The sequence below is a fragment of the Pseudalkalibacillus decolorationis genome (genome assembly GCF_024609785.1).
GTDB lineage: Bacteria > Bacillota > Bacilli > Bacillales > Fictibacillaceae > Pseudalkalibacillus > Pseudalkalibacillus decolorationis.
On the sequence record NZ_JANHJQ010000001.1, the window covers coordinates 40305 to 55639 of the forward strand.

The window sequence follows — 15335 nt, forward strand, 5'->3', positions numbered from 1 at the left end:
GACTATGAAAAATGTTTATGGGGTTGAACATTGTGAACAAATCGATCAAAGTCAAAGCAATCTAAACGACCTATATAACAGGGTTGATTCCCTCGTGAATGTAATCGATCGGGATGAACGCTTAGTAATTGTAAATTCGATAGATGAATCCAATAGCCTTCTACAACTATTTAGTGAAGAAGGCGTCTTTGAAGAAAACTACCAATTATACCAACTCAGTGGCGACTCAACGAACACATGTAATACCGATTATGGTTTTACTTCTACCACTGGTCACCTATATGTTTACAAAGAATTAAGTCTTCCATTTCAGTTCAATGAACCGGTTGGAGAAAATCAACAGCAACACATGGCTTTTTTGCAAATGAAAGAACATCTTATTGCCGAAGAACAAGGTAGCTCAACTATTTATTATGTAGACCGCCAGCAACAAGAACTGATTGAAGGGATTGCAAGAGCTTACAAAATAGGCGTCACTTTTTTGTAAAGAATGGACCCTCGACAATGATTTGAAAAACAAGTACAATAAGATAAGGTATCACTCGATTACATAGAGGTAAGGTATTTCTCGATAATCAGGGTATATTAAGGATAATTCAAATTCCTAAGCAGATAAGGGAGGAAATCATATGGGATTGGCAATTATTTTTGGCCTCGTAACCCTATTTGCCCTTGCAGGGTGTATTAGAGAAGTAAAGAAAAAGAATATGTTTTCATTTGGCTTTGCATTTCTCACCTTAGCCGTATTTGGTTGGTTTACGGTAATGACCGTAATCGATACCTTAGGAACAGGCGGCTGGGGTGGCGGCCATTAATTTGGCTCGAAGAGGATTGGTCACAGGACCAATCCTCTTTTTCACACGTTAAGAAAGTATAAAATTTGCTGCATTGATGCAATGTCTAGCTCCAGCGCCCAACCCCTCGGATCACTTCAGTCCTCCTGCGGCGGCGACAGCCTCCTCGTTGGCCTTCCAGTGACCTTCGGGGCTACCCAGGGCGCTTGCGCTTTTCTTATTGTACATATAAAATTTATTGTATTGATGAAGTGTTAATCTCGGAAGCTTAGGTGCAGATCGTCACTTCGATTCTTCCACAAACACAAAGAACGTGTTGTGCTACATAATCTCCACGGGCTTGTACTTTTTCTTATTTGTCAATTACCTTTAATTGCATTTTATCGTTAAAGAAGGTTTTATATAAAACCATTGTCACAAGCATTGCACATATAGCGACGGATACAAAAATACTAAGCGATATTACTATTTGGTATTTAACTGCGTCTAAAGGAGAAACCCCGCCCAAAATTAACCCAGTCATCATGCCCGGAAGCTGTACAAGACCGATTGTTTTCAGGCCGTCGATGTTTGGAATCATGGCCGCTTTTAATGACTTTCTGACGATCATTAATGATGATTGTTTAGGAGTTGCACCTAATGATAGAGCAGCAAGAATCCGTCCCCGTTCTTCCTTAAATTGACTTTGTAGACGTTCAAGTGCTAACCCGATTGCAATCATACTATTTCCAATCACCATCCCACTAATTGGTATCACTTTATCTGCTGTGAAGGTTATGTATCCAAACCCGAGCCAAAGAGCAAGTACAGATACCTCAATAATGGCTATGATCAAAAATACAACCATCCGTACTTTAGGGATATTTCCTCCTCGTTTAGAAGCGTTAATCGTCGCAACCAGAACCATTACAGTAACCCATAATGCAATTCCTTGCCAGTCCGGTATCGAGAATAGAAACGTTAGGACATAACCAATAAGAAATAACTGTACGACACCTCTGAAGGATGACCATACTATTGATTTTGATAATCCAAGTGAAAACCAATAAGAAAGCGAAACCGGGATAATGACAAACACGATTAGAAACGTAAGTGAAAGGTTTGATATTTCAGTTGTATCCATTTCTTATTTTACTCCTTTAAGCTTTCTTAATGTTTAGGAAGTTCTTCAATTCTTTAGTAGAAGGGTTATCTAATAGTTCTTTTGTCACACCAGATTCAATTAGTTTTCCCTCTTGTAGGTATAAAGAAAAATCACCGATTCGCATTGATTGAGCAAGGTTATGCGTTACCATAACCATAGTAATATCATCTTCTTGCTGAATTCGCTCCAATAGCTGTTCAATAATTTTCGTAGTATTAACATCCAGCGCACTAGTAGCTTCATCTAACAACAACACATTTGGTTTGTTTGCTAATGTTCTTGCTAGAGCTACCCGTTGTTGCTCTCCACCAGAAAGAGTCGTAACCGCTCGTAATTTATAGGACGATGGTAAATCCACTAAATCCAACAGTTTGTCTGCGTTTTTTGAGTCCCATTTATTTTGTAAGGAGGGACCATACTTCAAATTATCCTCAACTGTACCGTCAAACAAGTAAGCAGATTGAAAGACCATCCCTATTTCTCGCCTTAGTTCGGTAACTGGATAGTCATTTATATTGTTTCCCTTATAATAAATCGTACCATTATCAAGATTCTCCAGGCGGTTTAAGAGCATTATTAAACTCGACTTTCCAGCTCCTGAAGGTCCTATGATTGTTGTTATCCTGTTTTCTGGGATTGAAAAGCATAACTGTTTTAATATCCTCGTAGATCCATTTTCACATCGTAAAATTGAGTTAGTTTCCATTATCTGCTCTCCATTTTTCATGAAATACTCTTATTAGTGCGTGTTCAAAAAGGAGGATAAAAAGAGCCGAGAAGTTCGAGGCGCGAAAAGTCTCGAGGACCGGAACGTATGCTATTAATACGTGAGGACCGAAGAGACCGAGCACAAGAATATTCTACGGAAGCAGTGCCTCGCACGCCGGAAAAGTGTACTCCTTTTCCAAGGAACGAAGAAATTCGACAGCTATTTTTACCGGACTTTTTGAACAACCTCTATTATAACGTAAACGTTTCAAGGAATAAAAAGGTACTGACCCCTGATTATGGTCAATACCTTTTCTTACTTCACATATAAAGAGACGCTAACATTATTCCTAGACTTTCTTCGTATATTTCATCGTATTGTGATAACGGTAATGGGTTCACACCTTCACCAAGCTCCAAAGTATACCCAGGTCTTTTCCACTCCTTAATGAACCAATCTTTATATCCTGCATAGCTATCAAGATAACGGACAGCCTTGTATCCAGAAACCCTCTCAAATTCATCAACGGTTGTCTCAGAGTATGGTGGTTCCAGACCCTCGTACCCCCAATATATTTCCTCTCCTTGCGTATGAAAGGCAAGAACCCGATCAAAATCCCCTTGTTGAGTTAGTTCAGCCATTGCCATCGTTTCTGGCTCACTTAATGACTTTTCTCCCGGATAATCCCTTGGTGCTGGTTGCTGTGGTTTTCGAGTCTCTTCAACCTCCCATTTAGCTGGGAATTGATTATTAAGATCCACACCTCTTATATTCGCTTTCCAACCTGAAAAGTCATAACTACCATTATTTAATTCAACAACATATTGGCTATAATATTCACTTTCTGGAGGACCTTCTAGTACAAGGTCAACGCCGTCTGGATTTACCATTGGAACAATTGATAATGTTGCACCGTCATAAAAAGGCGATATTTTCAATCCTCTTATTGTCCGCTGATTGGTAAGTGCTAATACGTAATCATTAAGAAAATTCATCACAACTGATGTCGTAATCCATTCATTTGCATGGAATGAAGCATTTAGATGAACTTTCTTTGGCCCATTCCCAATTTGAATTTCAGGGATTGTCTTCCCTAATACAGAGCTTCCAACGGTTCGTATGTTTAAGAACGGATAAATCATTTCAAGTCTGTTTAAGTGTTGGATCATCGTATTATAGGTGTACTCTTGCTTCGGATTAACAACAGCATTCAGAATTCTGAATGGAACCGTTATTGTTTGTCCCACCTGTAGTGTCGTGGGTGATACATTTGGATTTAATAGTAACAAAGCATCCAAGGGGTTTTTTCTTTCTTGGGAAAGTTTATAAAATGTATCCCCGTGCTTAGTCGTATATGTTTCAGTTACATATCCAGGTATTTCGACCCTAGATCCAACCGATAATGCATTTGGATTCAACGTAGGATTTGAATCTATTATAAGTGTAAGAGGAACATTAAATAATTTACTATAGTACCATAGAGTATCTCCCTGGCGGACCGTTACTTTCATCTTATTCCCTCCAATAAATCATTCTCCTACCATATATATGGAGTTGGATGGAAGTTATGAATTAAACTTAGATCTTAAGGATTGACATAAAGCCTTCCTAAAGAGCACCTGACATGCTTTTACCCGTGGCCTTGTTCTTTACTTTAACGTAAAGAAAACTTGGCAAAACCAAGCCTTTGGCGCCGGCTGAGCCTTAGTTGCGCTTATACTATAGAAAGTATTTTTATACTTTCTTAACGTGTAAAAAAGGAGCGGCCCCTGTTAGAGCCAACTCCTTTTATCTTTATTTTTCTTCTTTAACTTGACCGGATTTTGGATCGAAGAATCGCAATAGATCACCGTAAATAATACGATCGGAATAATCCAGCTCTTTCTTCGCCTTTTCCATATATGGTTCACATTGTGCTTTTTCTACTGGTTCTCCACTTTCTTTGTCATAGCATTTCCCGTCTGTGTACACATGGTTTTTCGTAATAAAACTTCCATCACGAAGTACTGCAAAGTCTTGACGGTCTTTACTGAACAAATCTGATCCGAAGTGAATTGTATTCTTCGTATCAACACCAAGTAGGTGCAGGAGTGTTGGACGAATGTCAATCTGTCCACCAACCGTCTCCATCACTTTACCATTTCCATCGCCAGGAATATGAATGAGTAATGGTACTTGTTGCAGCTGAGTTGAAACGAAAGGTGTAATTTCTTTACCAAGATACTTGCTCATTGCAGCATTATGGTTTTCTGAAATTCCATAATGGTCACCATATAGAACAAACACAGTATCTTCATACATTCCTTGATTCTTAAGACTATCAAAGAACATCTTAATTGATTCATCCGTATATCTTGCAGTCGTGAAGTATCTGTTCACTGTTCCATCTTGTGAAGTCCATTCAGGGATAAGTTCATCTTCTTGCTCTAAACTGAATGGAAAGTGGTTTGTCAGTGTGATGAGTTTCGTAAAATATGGTTCAGGCATTTCTTTCATATGGCCAACTGATTGCTCGAAGAAATGTTCATCCTTTAAGCCCCAACCAATTGATGTTTCTGGTGTTACTTTATAGTCCTTTAGTGAATAGAAGTGATCATATCCAAGAGATTTATACATAATATCTCGGTTCCAGAAACTCTTATTGTTGGCATGCATGGATGCTGTATAATAGTCCTTTTGATCGAGAATTTCTGGCATAGCTTGATATTCATTTTGTGAATGTGTAAAGAACACAGCTCCACTTGGTAATGGATACATTGAATTCGCTACGATAAATTCTGAATCGGATGTTTTCCCTTGACCCGTTTGATGATAGAAATTAGGGAAGTAATACGTATCTTCATCTTCAATTAAATCGTTTAGAAATGGTGTAATTTCTTTTCCTTCTACTTCGTTATTAATAACAAAGTCTTGCAGAGATTCCATTGAGATCATAACAACATTTTTACCTTCCGCTGCACCGAACTTTTCCGGATCTGGTTGTCGGTAATCAGCTTTTACATAATTCTCAATATCCACGATCTCACTGCTGTCTGCAAGCGCACGTTGTGCCTTTGCTTTGGATTGGATAACCGCGTCATATACATGATAGTTAAATGCACCAATATTTTTAATTAACATTTCACGGTCAAATGATCGTGTTAAAAGCTGTGGCCGTTCTGTTTCGGCGATTCCTACGTTCACGATAAACAGAATTAAACCTGCTGCAAATGTTAATCCAATCTTTTTCGAAGAGACTTTTGGCCCGTCTGTTTTTCGAACTTTAAAATAAACGGCCATTAAAATAATATCGATGAATAATAAGAAATCATATGGGTAAAGTAATGATGTAATACTTTCTCCTAAATCTCCCATATTGCTTGTTTGGAAGAGAACTGGGATTGTAATAAAGTCATTGAAAAATCGGTAATACACCATATTTGCAAACAAAACAAATGTTGCTATAAAGTTTAGTACTAATATCGCAATGTTCCTTCCTTTACCCGAGAAGAATAAAGCAAATGCAATAATAAATACGACAGAACTTAGTGGGTTAATTAGCAAGATAAATTCTTGCACACTATTTTCAATTGATAAGTCAAATGCAAATTTATAAACGATATACGATTTAATCCAAAGCAAAACACCTGTGATGATAAGTGCCTGATATTTAGATAAGGTGTTTTTCAACATTGCATCATAACCTCCTTGTGCTTAGATGCTACAACTATAATTTTTTGTGTATTTATTAACTCTCAAACGCTTCACTCGTTTTCACATGATTGTTATCTTACTCTCTTTTGTTGTATATTTCAAGTGAAAAAAGACTAATTTCAAATAATTGTAAAGAGATTGTAAAGGATATTTGTTAGATGTAAATGATTAATCCCCTATGTAAACAAGCTCTAAACCTATAGACGTATAAATAAGATAAAAGGTTTCATACTTTTGACAAGATATCTATAATTCACACTTTCTTCACATTTCCCAATGGAACCTTTCATTTATTCAGGACTTGTAACTCGTTACCTTTTTACCAGTAATTTAATGGTTCATTGCTTGTACGAATTCAATCTAAGTAAATCTTCGAATAGATTATTCGCAATTATAGTGGTTTTTACGTACATCTAAATTCAGGATATGTTTTCTTTCACAAGCCACGCTGCACCAATTATACCTGCATCATTACCCAGACTCGCTATCACCAGTTCAGCTTTATCTCTTACACGTGGCAGTGCAAATTGATTAAATACTTCTTGTAGTGGTTCAAGCAATCGCTCCCCTGCTTTAGATACTCCACCACCAATGACTATTTTTGATGGGTTCAGTGCATTTGCAAGGTTCGCAATTGTTAATCCAAGATGTAGAGACACAAATTGGACGACATCAACCGCCCATTGATCCTCTTTACTTGCACATTCAAAAACATCCTTAGACGTCAAACTCCTATTTATATCGTACGTTTGATTTAAAAGACTCTCAGGGTATTTACTTAGCCCTTCCGTTGCAATTCGAACAATACCTGTTGCTGATGCAATTGTTTCTACACAACCCGTTTTTCCGCAATTACAAGGTGCACCGCCCTGTGGAACAGCTGTCATATGGCCAATCTCGCCTGCCATCCCATTGGCTCCGTGAAGAATCATTCCATTGGAAATAATACCTCCGCCAACACCAGTACCAAGTGTTACACAAATCAAGTCGTCAGATCTGTTTCCAGAACCTTTCCACATCTCACCTAGTGCTGCTATATTCGCATCGTTATCAATATACACAGGTAGTCCGGATTTAAGTTCCAAATCGTCTTTCAAAGGATAGTTTTCCCATCCCAAATTAACAGCATTATAAATAAATCCTGTTTTCATATTAATAAAACCAGGTGCACCCATCCCAATCCCTGCGAAGGTGTCATATGGAATGTTCAACTGTAAGGAATGATCACGAATTGAGTTGGCGATATCATTACTAATTTGTTTACCTTTTTCACTCGTATCGGTAGGGATATACCACTGTTCCCGTATCTGACCATTCATATTTATAAAAGCCATTTTTATCGTGGTACCGCCTATGTCAACGCCAATTAATAATTTCTGTTTCATCTTGTATTCATCCTTAGTTTCTATTTATTCTTTCGGACATTTTCTTAATTCGCCCCGTAAAATCAATAAGGCACTCATGTATTGAGTACGATCGAGTAGACCATTTTGGAATAACTCTTGTATTTCATCATGCATTAGCTCAAGGTCTGCCTTTCGATTCCCCGTATAAATAAAGGAGCCAAACCTTTTTAGTTCCTGTTGAACGTCATATAATGTCTTCATATTTTTCACCTTTTGCCATTATATCATTGTTCTTATAAAAATATGAATCAAAAAGAAAAGCGGAAGCGCCCTGGTTAGCCACGAAAGTCACTGGAAGGCTACTGAGGAGGCTCGGTCCAAACAAGTTCGGCCCTGCGTGGGAATACACAGGATGCAAATCAGTGTGTTGCCGCCGGAAGGGGACTGAAGTGATCCGAGTGGCTGGGCGCTGGAGCTAGACATTACATCTATGCAGCAAATTTTTATACTTTCTTTACGTAAAAGAAAAAGCTGCCGATTTGGCAGCTTTTAACGATCTGGATCTTTTGTATGCAGAACTTTAGGTCTTCGATTTTTGAGAGGGATTGGTGAACGTATAAGAACATCACGAAATCCTCGATAAGAAAATGGGATGAACGGCCATAGATATGGAACATGAAATGACTTCAGTTTTGCGAGCATGATGATCCATAGTGTTGTTAATATAAAATAGCCTGGTACCCCAAACAATGCAGCTGCAATTAACAAAGCAAGTCTTACAAGACGATTTGCGAGGCTCATCTCATATGTGGGTGTTGCAAATGTACCTATTGCTGCAATTGCAATATAGAGTATGACCTCATTAATAAATAGACCGACCTCAACTGCAACCTGCCCAATTAGGATTGCCGCTACTAATCCAAGAGCAGTTGCTAATGAAGATGGGATATGAACGGTTGCCATTCGTAGTATATCAAGACCTATCTCAATCAAGAAAAACTGAAGAAAGAGTGGAATTTCTCCAAACTTTTCTGGACCGATAAATTTCATTTGCTCCGGCAATAATTCAGGATTTGTAGCCATAATGTACCACAATGGTAAAGAGAAGATCGATAGGAAAACAGCAAAGAACCGAACCAATCGTAAATAGGCACCGACAACCGGCTTCTCACGATATTCCTCCATATGCTGAAGGTGATGCCAAAAAGTAGCTGGTGTAATTAAGACACTTGGAGAGCCGTCAACATATACGAGAACATGACCTTCATATAAGTGAACCGCTGCTGTATCTGGTCTTTCTGTATATCGTACAAGAGGGTAAGGGTTCCAATGTCTGCCGCAAATAAATTCTTCAATTGTTTTTTCACCCATTGGCAACCCATCTGTATCAATTTTTGAAATAGAATCTTTTATTTTTTTGACGATATGAGGGTCTGCAATGTCCTCAATGTAAGAGATACAAATATCAGTTTGTGAACGTCTTCCTACACTCATGTATTCCATGCGAAGTGATCGATCTCGTATTCTCCTTCGTGTAAGAGCGGTATTAAAAATGATTGTTTCAACAAATCCATCTCTCGCTCCACGTACCACCCGTTCGAGATCTGGTTCTTCTGGACTACGGACAGGGTACGTTCTAGCATCTAGGATAATAACTGTATCTACACCATCAACGATAAGCATCGTAGGACCACCAAGTGAAAAGTCAATTGCCTTTTCAAGATCTTTTTCTTTACTTATCTCCATGTAAGGAAGGTATGTTTTCATCAATCTAGTTAGTGGATCAGGTTCAAGCTGCTCAGGCTCAAGTTCGGCTAAAAGCTTCATCAAAAAATGCATGATCTCATCTTTCGTAAAGCCATCGATCATAAAAAGACTCATCCGTCTTCCTGCGTATTCTAGCTCCAGATGGATTTGGTCAAAGCTAATACCGATACCTAATTCTTTTTTTACATATGTAATTGTAGCTTCATAATCCTTAATAGCTGGTACTTTTTTATGCTCAGACATATAAAACCCATCCTTTCAGTTACCATCTTTAACCAATTTGGTTAATGGCATACTATAAGGAAGGGTCTTTTTTATAAAAGGGTAAGAAAGTTTAAAACTTTGTTATTCTGTCTAACGCTAGAAAGCAGGTTCTTGATCAGAAATATCCAACGCTTATCACACCTAAAACAGGGTGTCGTGTTTTCCTGAAAATTATTTCATTTCTGATTTTAAGTAGTGTTCGATTAACTTTCCTGTATGATATAAAGAGGTCTCATGTGTGCGCTCAAATGCATGGGAAGCATCGATTCCAGGTCCGATTAATGCATGCTTAATATCGAAGCCCGCCCGAATTGCTGCAGATGCATCTGAACCATAGTAAGGATATATGTCTGTTTTGTACTCAACGTCATGTCTTATTGCAAGCTGTTCTAGATGCTTTCGCAGCTCGTAATGATAGGGGCCGCTTGAATCTTTTGCACAGATTGAGACGGTATATTCATCCGTAGCTTGTCCATCGCCAATTGCACCCATATCCACTGCAAGATACTCCTCCACCTCTTCAGGAATATTCGAGTTTCCACCGTAACCGATCTCTTCATTATTCGAAATTAGAAAGTGAGTTGTATGCGGAAGTTCATGTCCTTCATTTTTTAAGGCTTTTACCGCATCCATTAATAAGGCTACACTTGCTTTGTCATCAAGGTGACGGGATTTAATATATCCACTCTCTGTTACCTCTACCCTAGGGTCAAAGGATACGAAGTCACCAACAGAGATTCCCAGATTCTTTACCTCTTCTTCACTAGAAGCACGTTCATCAATACGAACCTCAATATTATTCTCATCCCGTTTAGCGTCACCCGCTTCCTTATAAACATGAACAGAAGTTTGATGCATTAAGATTGTACCTGAATACACCTTACCTTCTGCCGTTTGGATTTGACAATACTCACCTTCAACATGGTTCCATCGAAATCCACCAATCATGGATAACTTAAGTCTACCGTTCGGCTTGATTTCTTTAACCATTGCGCCAAGTGTATCAACATGGGCCGTTAAAAAACGGTGCCTCTTCTTATTTTTACCCCCAATAGTAACTAGGAGTCCACCCTTACGATTTCTCCTTGTTTCATATCCTAATTCATTGAAATATTCGCTCACATAATTAATAACTTTATCTGTATTGCCGGACGGGCTCGGAATCGATACGAGCTCCTTGATCAGGTTCATCACTTCATTCGTTTTGTTGTTATGATTCATTTCCCTTCCCCTTTCGATTATAAAAATCTCTTCTAATTCCCCCACGTAAAACATATCGTAGTAATGATAGTCTGTCCCATGGGGGTTAAGAATGTATGAAAAAGCTAGCAATCATTGCAGGAATTCTGGTCACAATAATTGGAGTTTTTCTCTATTTCCATGATAACCAAAATAACAAAATAAAGGAAAGTATTATCTTCTTTCCGATTGATTCTTCTGTAACGTTTACCTCAGCCTCTACAACCCTAAAGTTACTAGAAGAAGAGGATGAGGATGAATATTCAATTCGTTGGAAAGTCAATTCAACAATAGGGAAAGATGCGTATTTACGTCAGGATATCTCTCTTCTCTTTGAGGATGGACGATTGAAGGAAACCTCATCAAGATGGACGGAAGATACCGATAAAATTGAACAGGAAAAAACGATGATGAGTGAAGATAGTGGGCATTTCGAGGCAATTAGCTTTCACCATGCAGAACTTCATTATCCAAATGATGTGATTAAAAGTGCACAAACGATGAGCTATGATCAGCTTTATGTAATCGATACACCTCTTCAACCGTTAGAGTCCTTTAAAACACCTGAAACTGTAGAGGACAAAGATAACAAAAAAATATTAGATCATGCTACTGACCAACAGCTTAAAATGGTTTGGGATTCCTTAATTAACTATTACAACATCCCAACCGATGAGTATTTTATGATTCCTTTTACGCAACTCGTTATGTATACCAATCACTCACTTCCTGGTTTATCAAAAGAAAAAACCGACAAGGTCGTCGGTGGATTGTGGGAAGGCATTTATAAAAATTATTTTCTTGGTGTGAAATATGAAGGACATATTGAATCTCCTATTGGAAGCACCATGCCATTACTACTCTTTCACAAAAATATGAGCCACCTAATCTTCCTTTCAAAAACGGCATCGGGTAAAGAGGTTCAATTCATCCAATTCATTGACCCTTAAAGAAAACTTGGCTAGCGCCAAGCCTTAGCGCCGGCGATCTCCTTAGTTGCGCTTATACTATAGAAAGTATTTTTATACTTTCTTAACGTGTAAGAAAAAAGTGAATACGTTGATGAAGGTAATTAGGAAAAGGATAATTGTTCCATAAATCCATCAAAAGAGATCTTGGACCATTTTCCCCCTAATACCCGGAATCCGCATTAAGCCTCTAACGGCTACTGTTCTCAGCAGTCGCATACCCAGAATCATATTTAACAAACGATAACGGTTTTGATACGCAAAAACAGTTACAACTAACACTGCAACCCATTTAATTAAACCAAACTTCATTAATACTCCCACCTTTCTATCCTTACTATCTGATAATCAGGTTAGGAATATACATTACATCTATGCAACCGAAATTTTATACTTTCTTAACGTAGAACTAAAAAGGATCAACCTCCCAAAAATCCTTCTCTTAGGGGTCAATCCTAATTACAAGTATTTACTTTGTGGATACATTTGTTCCAATTCCAATATAACCGAACAAGATTGTAAAAATCGGAGACAAGTAAAGAAAGAACACATATGGTAAATAAGAGAGAACACTTATTTCAAGGGTGGAAGCAAAAAAGGCACCACTAACCCCCCATGGGATAAGAGGGTTCACGAGTGTTCCCGCATCTTCTAGCGTACGGGAAAGGTTTGGGAGACCTAATTTCTCCTTTTCAAACTTGGCTTTAAACGTTTGACCTGGAATAAGAATTGACAGGTATTGTTCTCCTGTCAGAACGTTCACACCGATCGAGGATAAAGCTGTTGTAGCGATCGTATTTCCCATTCCTTTTATTCTATTTTCAAGAGTATCCATGAGCGTTTTTAATATACCAACTGATTGTACAAGTCCTCCAAGTGCCAAGGCAATCCAGATTAATGAGATTGACCACATCATCGACTGAATTCCGCCACGATTCACAATTTCATTAACTATTTTGTCATCTGAATTTCCCTCAAATCCATTTTGTAGCATACTTAATATTTCAGCTATAGAAGACTGACCTTGTACAATTAGAACCGTCGCTATTCCAGTAATAACACCAATCATTAATGCAGGTAGTGTAGGCACTCTCTTCACAGCGAGTATAATGACGATCAGGGGTGAGATAAGTGTCCAACCGCTTATCTTAAAAAACTCCTGAAGGCTGTCTTGAACTGTTTCAATAGTAGATAAAGATCCAGACACTCCTGATCCACTGCCAATTACGATGAATATGATAAACGTTAATAGCAATGCAGGAATTGTAGTCCACATTAAGTGTTGGATGTGACGGAATAGTTGAACCCCAGCTACAGCTGGAGCGAAATTTGTCGTGTCTGATAAAGGAGACATCTTATCTCCAAAACAGGCTCCGCATATAATTGCACCAGCAGCTAGACCCGGATGAATCCCAAGGCTTGCTGAAAGTCCCATTAACGCAACCCCTACGGTACCGATTGTCGTAAAGGAACTTCCTGTAAAGGTTGATACAATAATCGTTACCGCAAGAGCACTAATTGTAAACCATTCTGCAGATATAAACGAGGTACCAAAATAAAGCAGTGTCGGAACTGTTCCACTCATCATCCAAGTTCCAATCAGCATACCAATCACCATTAGAATGAGCACTGGTTTAATACCTATCGTAATTCCTTGAACAATTCCCTTCTCCATCACTTCCCATTTGAAGCCAAATAATAGCGCTAAAAGTGAGATAAGCACCAATGAAATAAGAAGGGGGATATGTGGCTCCGTTTTAAGTACGAGCATCGAATATAAAATAGTTCCCATAATCAAGAATAACGTTAATAACGAAAATGTGAGTTGCTTCTTAGTTGTCATCGTAATCCTCTCCAGTTCGCACCTACGTTTTTATGTTAATTTCTATTTTTTTTAATGCTTTTGTGCTTTTGTGCGTTTAAGTATAAATGCACCTTCTACTATAAGCCTGCCACCAAGATTCGTCAAGATTTTTCCCGGATTTCGATTCGAGCTTAACTTAGTATTTTGAGCAAAAACTAAGTTGAAAATTAGTCAAAAGCACTTTATCGACGAAAATAAAATTCATATGGCGCGCAAAAAAAGATGATCCACTTGGGGAACATCTTTTTACTTCTCATTTTAATTTAAATCATCAAACTGACTTTTAGTGATTTGCAGGTAATCTTTAGGGGTATTTACATTTTGAAATGCAGAAATTCGCCGTGGGGATTCAAACCTGATGTACATACAACTCAAATGATTAAGCAAGTCAGTCAACCGTCTTTTTTCACTCGTTAAAAGATGGTAGATCACTCGTTTTGCAGAAGCTGGATAAATGGCCGCGAGAGGTTGGGTTCTTCCTTCGACCACAGGTACGATACAACTCTCTTCTAAAGCAAAGGGTTGTACCGCCTTAAGTAATTGTAAGGTCTCTGTATCCATTAACGGCATATCACAAGCAAGAACGATATAATGAGATGTGGTCACCTGATTCATTGCACTGAATATACCTGCTAAAGGCCCATGCCCTGCAAACTCCGGCTCATCCGTTATCATGAATCCCTTATACTCTTGACTCATCTGTAGTTGCAACGACGGATGTACGACAAGTATTTGTTTATCCACAATCGGTTGAAGAGAGCGTATGCTCCGTTTATAAAAAGGCTCTTCGTCAAGCGTTTCAAGTGCTTTTGGAGTCCCGTATCGTCTAGATTGTCCCCCTGCCAAAGTAATGCCTGTATATGTGTTTCTAGAAACTTTGTTCATAAACGGCTCCTACCTCTTCTTTTACTTTCGTACATATTTAACCTTATCAGGAAGTATTAAGCAATCAATAGGTAGGTCAAACGACTCTTTCGGTAAATCATGAACGAGCTGTATTGGGAGTAGCAATGATACGGTTCGATTAGAGTATCTCTGTAAATAGCGGTCGTAATAACCTCCACCAAAGCCAATACGGTAGCCACCTTGATCATATGCGAGACCAGGTACAATTAGTAAATCAATTTGTTCGGGGAAAACAGGTTCTACCTTTTCAATAATTGGTTCTTTCAATCCATAATAAACGGTTTCTAACTGATCGAATGATTCTAGTTTGTGAAAGCTCATTGAAAAGTCTGAGGGATGACATTTCGGGACTGCCACAACCTTCCCATCTTCCCAAGCACGCCGAATGATAGAATATGTATCTATTTCTGTGCCACGGGATACAGTAACTCCGATCGTATGTGCAGCTTCCCACTCTTTTGTCGCAAATAATTTTCCTCTAATTTGTTCGGATAACTTCTCTTTATCCCGCTTTGGCATTTTTACGAGTTGCTTTTGAATGTTTTGGCGTATTTCTTTTTTCGTCATAAAGGTTCTCCTTCTGCACTTGAAAAAAATGTATTAAGAAAAGCGCAAGCGCCCTGCTTAGCCACGAAGGTCAC

The 15335-nt window shown here is 38.5% G+C and carries 15 protein-coding genes; 3 read left to right on the forward strand and 12 right to left on the reverse strand.

What is annotated here, in order from left to right; translation table 11 throughout:
- Positions 1 to 4 precede the first annotated feature (4 nt).
- On the forward strand, positions 5 to 487 hold the full coding sequence (locus NON16_RS00230) for a hypothetical protein (RefSeq protein ID WP_257345829.1): 483 nt from the start codon (positions 5 to 7) through the stop codon (positions 485 to 487).
- A 142-nt stretch (positions 488 to 629) separates the two neighbouring features.
- Positions 630 to 815 carry a DUF2759 domain-containing protein gene (locus tag NON16_RS00235; RefSeq protein WP_257345832.1) on the forward strand — a complete coding sequence of 62 codons (186 nt, stop codon included), beginning with the start codon at positions 630 to 632 and terminating at the stop codon, positions 813 to 815.
- Between the two features lie 331 nt (positions 816 to 1146).
- Here the strand turns inward: NON16_RS00235 and NON16_RS00240 are convergent, their stop codons facing one another.
- The 8 genes from NON16_RS00240 to NON16_RS00275 all read right to left on the reverse strand — a co-directional run bounded on the left by NON16_RS00240 (position 1147) and on the right by NON16_RS00275 (position 10938).
- Complete coding sequence (locus tag NON16_RS00240; RefSeq protein WP_257345835.1) at positions 1147 to 1917, reverse strand: ABC transporter permease; 771 nt, start codon at positions 1915 to 1917, stop codon at positions 1147 to 1149.
- Between the two features lie 16 nt (positions 1918 to 1933).
- Positions 1934 to 2644, reverse strand: coding sequence for an ABC transporter ATP-binding protein (locus NON16_RS00245; RefSeq protein WP_257345836.1), 711 nt, complete (start codon positions 2642 to 2644; stop codon positions 1934 to 1936).
- Positions 2645 to 2967: 323 nt separating this feature from the next.
- A complete protein-coding gene (locus tag NON16_RS00250; RefSeq protein WP_257345839.1) occupies positions 2968 to 4158 on the reverse strand; it encodes a M14 family metallopeptidase in 1191 nt (396 codons plus the stop codon).
- 283 nt (positions 4159 to 4441) lie between these two features.
- A complete protein-coding gene (locus tag NON16_RS00255; protein ID WP_257345842.1) occupies positions 4442 to 6319 on the reverse strand; it encodes an LTA synthase family protein in 1878 nt (625 codons plus the stop codon).
- Positions 6320 to 6759: 440 nt separating this feature from the next.
- On the reverse strand, positions 6760 to 7725 hold the full coding sequence (locus NON16_RS00260) for an ROK family glucokinase (protein WP_257345845.1): 966 nt from the start codon (positions 7723 to 7725) through the stop codon (positions 6760 to 6762).
- Positions 7726 to 7749: 24 nt separating this feature from the next.
- Complete coding sequence (locus NON16_RS00265) at positions 7750 to 7947, reverse strand: YqgQ family protein (RefSeq protein WP_257345849.1); 198 nt, start codon at positions 7945 to 7947, stop codon at positions 7750 to 7752.
- Positions 7948 to 8235: 288 nt separating this feature from the next.
- Complete coding sequence (locus NON16_RS00270) at positions 8236 to 9696, reverse strand: spore germination protein (RefSeq protein WP_257345851.1); 1461 nt, start codon at positions 9694 to 9696, stop codon at positions 8236 to 8238.
- Between the two features lie 192 nt (positions 9697 to 9888).
- Positions 9889 to 10938: a M42 family metallopeptidase gene (locus tag NON16_RS00275; RefSeq protein WP_257345853.1), complete on the reverse strand. Its 1050-nt coding sequence runs from the start codon at positions 10936 to 10938 to the stop codon at positions 9889 to 9891.
- A gap of 95 nt (positions 10939 to 11033) precedes the next feature.
- Between NON16_RS00275 and NON16_RS00280 the strand changes: the two genes are divergently transcribed.
- The gene (locus NON16_RS00280; protein WP_257345855.1) at positions 11034 to 11906 is read left to right on the forward strand and encodes a hypothetical protein; all 873 of its coding nucleotides are present in this window, start codon (positions 11034 to 11036) and stop codon (positions 11904 to 11906) included.
- Positions 11907 to 12059: 153 nt separating this feature from the next.
- Here the strand turns inward: NON16_RS00280 and NON16_RS00285 are convergent, their stop codons facing one another.
- From NON16_RS00285 to NON16_RS00300, 4 genes are all read right to left on the reverse strand, one after another.
- Entirely contained in the window at positions 12060 to 12236 is a 177-nt protein-coding gene (locus NON16_RS00285; RefSeq protein WP_257345857.1) for a hypothetical protein, read from the reverse strand.
- A gap of 157 nt (positions 12237 to 12393) precedes the next feature.
- Entirely contained in the window at positions 12394 to 13767 is a 1374-nt protein-coding gene (nhaC, locus tag NON16_RS00290; protein ID WP_257345859.1) for a Na+/H+ antiporter NhaC, read from the reverse strand.
- A 279-nt stretch (positions 13768 to 14046) separates the two neighbouring features.
- Positions 14047 to 14673, reverse strand: a complete 627-nt coding sequence (locus tag NON16_RS00295; RefSeq protein ID WP_257345861.1) for a molybdenum cofactor guanylyltransferase — start codon at positions 14671 to 14673, stop codon at positions 14047 to 14049.
- A gap of 21 nt (positions 14674 to 14694) precedes the next feature.
- Positions 14695 to 15261 (reverse strand): 5-formyltetrahydrofolate cyclo-ligase, encoded by a 567-nt coding sequence (locus tag NON16_RS00300; RefSeq protein ID WP_257345863.1) that lies wholly within the window; start codon positions 15259 to 15261, stop codon positions 14695 to 14697.
- Between the last annotated feature and the right edge of the window lie 74 nt (positions 15262 to 15335).

Coding starts and splice junctions, on each gene's coding strand:
- NON16_RS00230 (WP_257345829.1), top strand. CDS start 5: ATGAAAAATGTTTATGGGGTTGAACATTGTGAACAAATCGATCAAAGT.
- NON16_RS00235 (WP_257345832.1), top strand. CDS start 630: ATGGGATTGGCAATTATTTTTGGCCTCGTAACCCTATTTGCCCTTGCA.
- NON16_RS00240 (WP_257345835.1), bottom strand. CDS start 1,917: ATGGATACAACTGAAATATCAAACCTTTCACTTACGTTTCTAATCGTG.
- NON16_RS00245 (WP_257345836.1), bottom strand. CDS start 2,644: ATGGAAACTAACTCAATTTTACGATGTGAAAATGGATCTACGAGGATA.
- NON16_RS00250 (WP_257345839.1), bottom strand. CDS start 4,158: ATGAAAGTAACGGTCCGCCAGGGAGATACTCTATGGTACTATAGTAAA.
- NON16_RS00255 (WP_257345842.1), bottom strand. CDS start 6,319: ATGTTGAAAAACACCTTATCTAAATATCAGGCACTTATCATCACAGGT.
- NON16_RS00260 (WP_257345845.1), bottom strand. CDS start 7,725: ATGAAACAGAAATTATTAATTGGCGTTGACATAGGCGGTACCACGATA.
- NON16_RS00265 (WP_257345849.1), bottom strand. CDS start 7,947: ATGAAGACATTATATGACGTTCAACAGGAACTAAAAAGGTTTGGCTCC.
- NON16_RS00270 (WP_257345851.1), bottom strand. CDS start 9,696: ATGTCTGAGCATAAAAAAGTACCAGCTATTAAGGATTATGAAGCTACA.
- NON16_RS00275 (WP_257345853.1), bottom strand. CDS start 10,938: ATGAATCATAACAACAAAACGAATGAAGTGATGAACCTGATCAAGGAG.
- NON16_RS00280 (WP_257345855.1), top strand. CDS start 11,034: ATGAAAAAGCTAGCAATCATTGCAGGAATTCTGGTCACAATAATTGGA.
- NON16_RS00285 (WP_257345857.1), bottom strand. CDS start 12,236: ATGAAGTTTGGTTTAATTAAATGGGTTGCAGTGTTAGTTGTAACTGTT.
- nhaC (WP_257345859.1), bottom strand. CDS start 13,767: ATGACAACTAAGAAGCAACTCACATTTTCGTTATTAACGTTATTCTTG.
- NON16_RS00295 (WP_257345861.1), bottom strand. CDS start 14,673: ATGAACAAAGTTTCTAGAAACACATATACAGGCATTACTTTGGCAGGG.
- NON16_RS00300 (WP_257345863.1), bottom strand. CDS start 15,261: ATGACGAAAAAAGAAATACGCCAAAACATTCAAAAGCAACTCGTAAAA.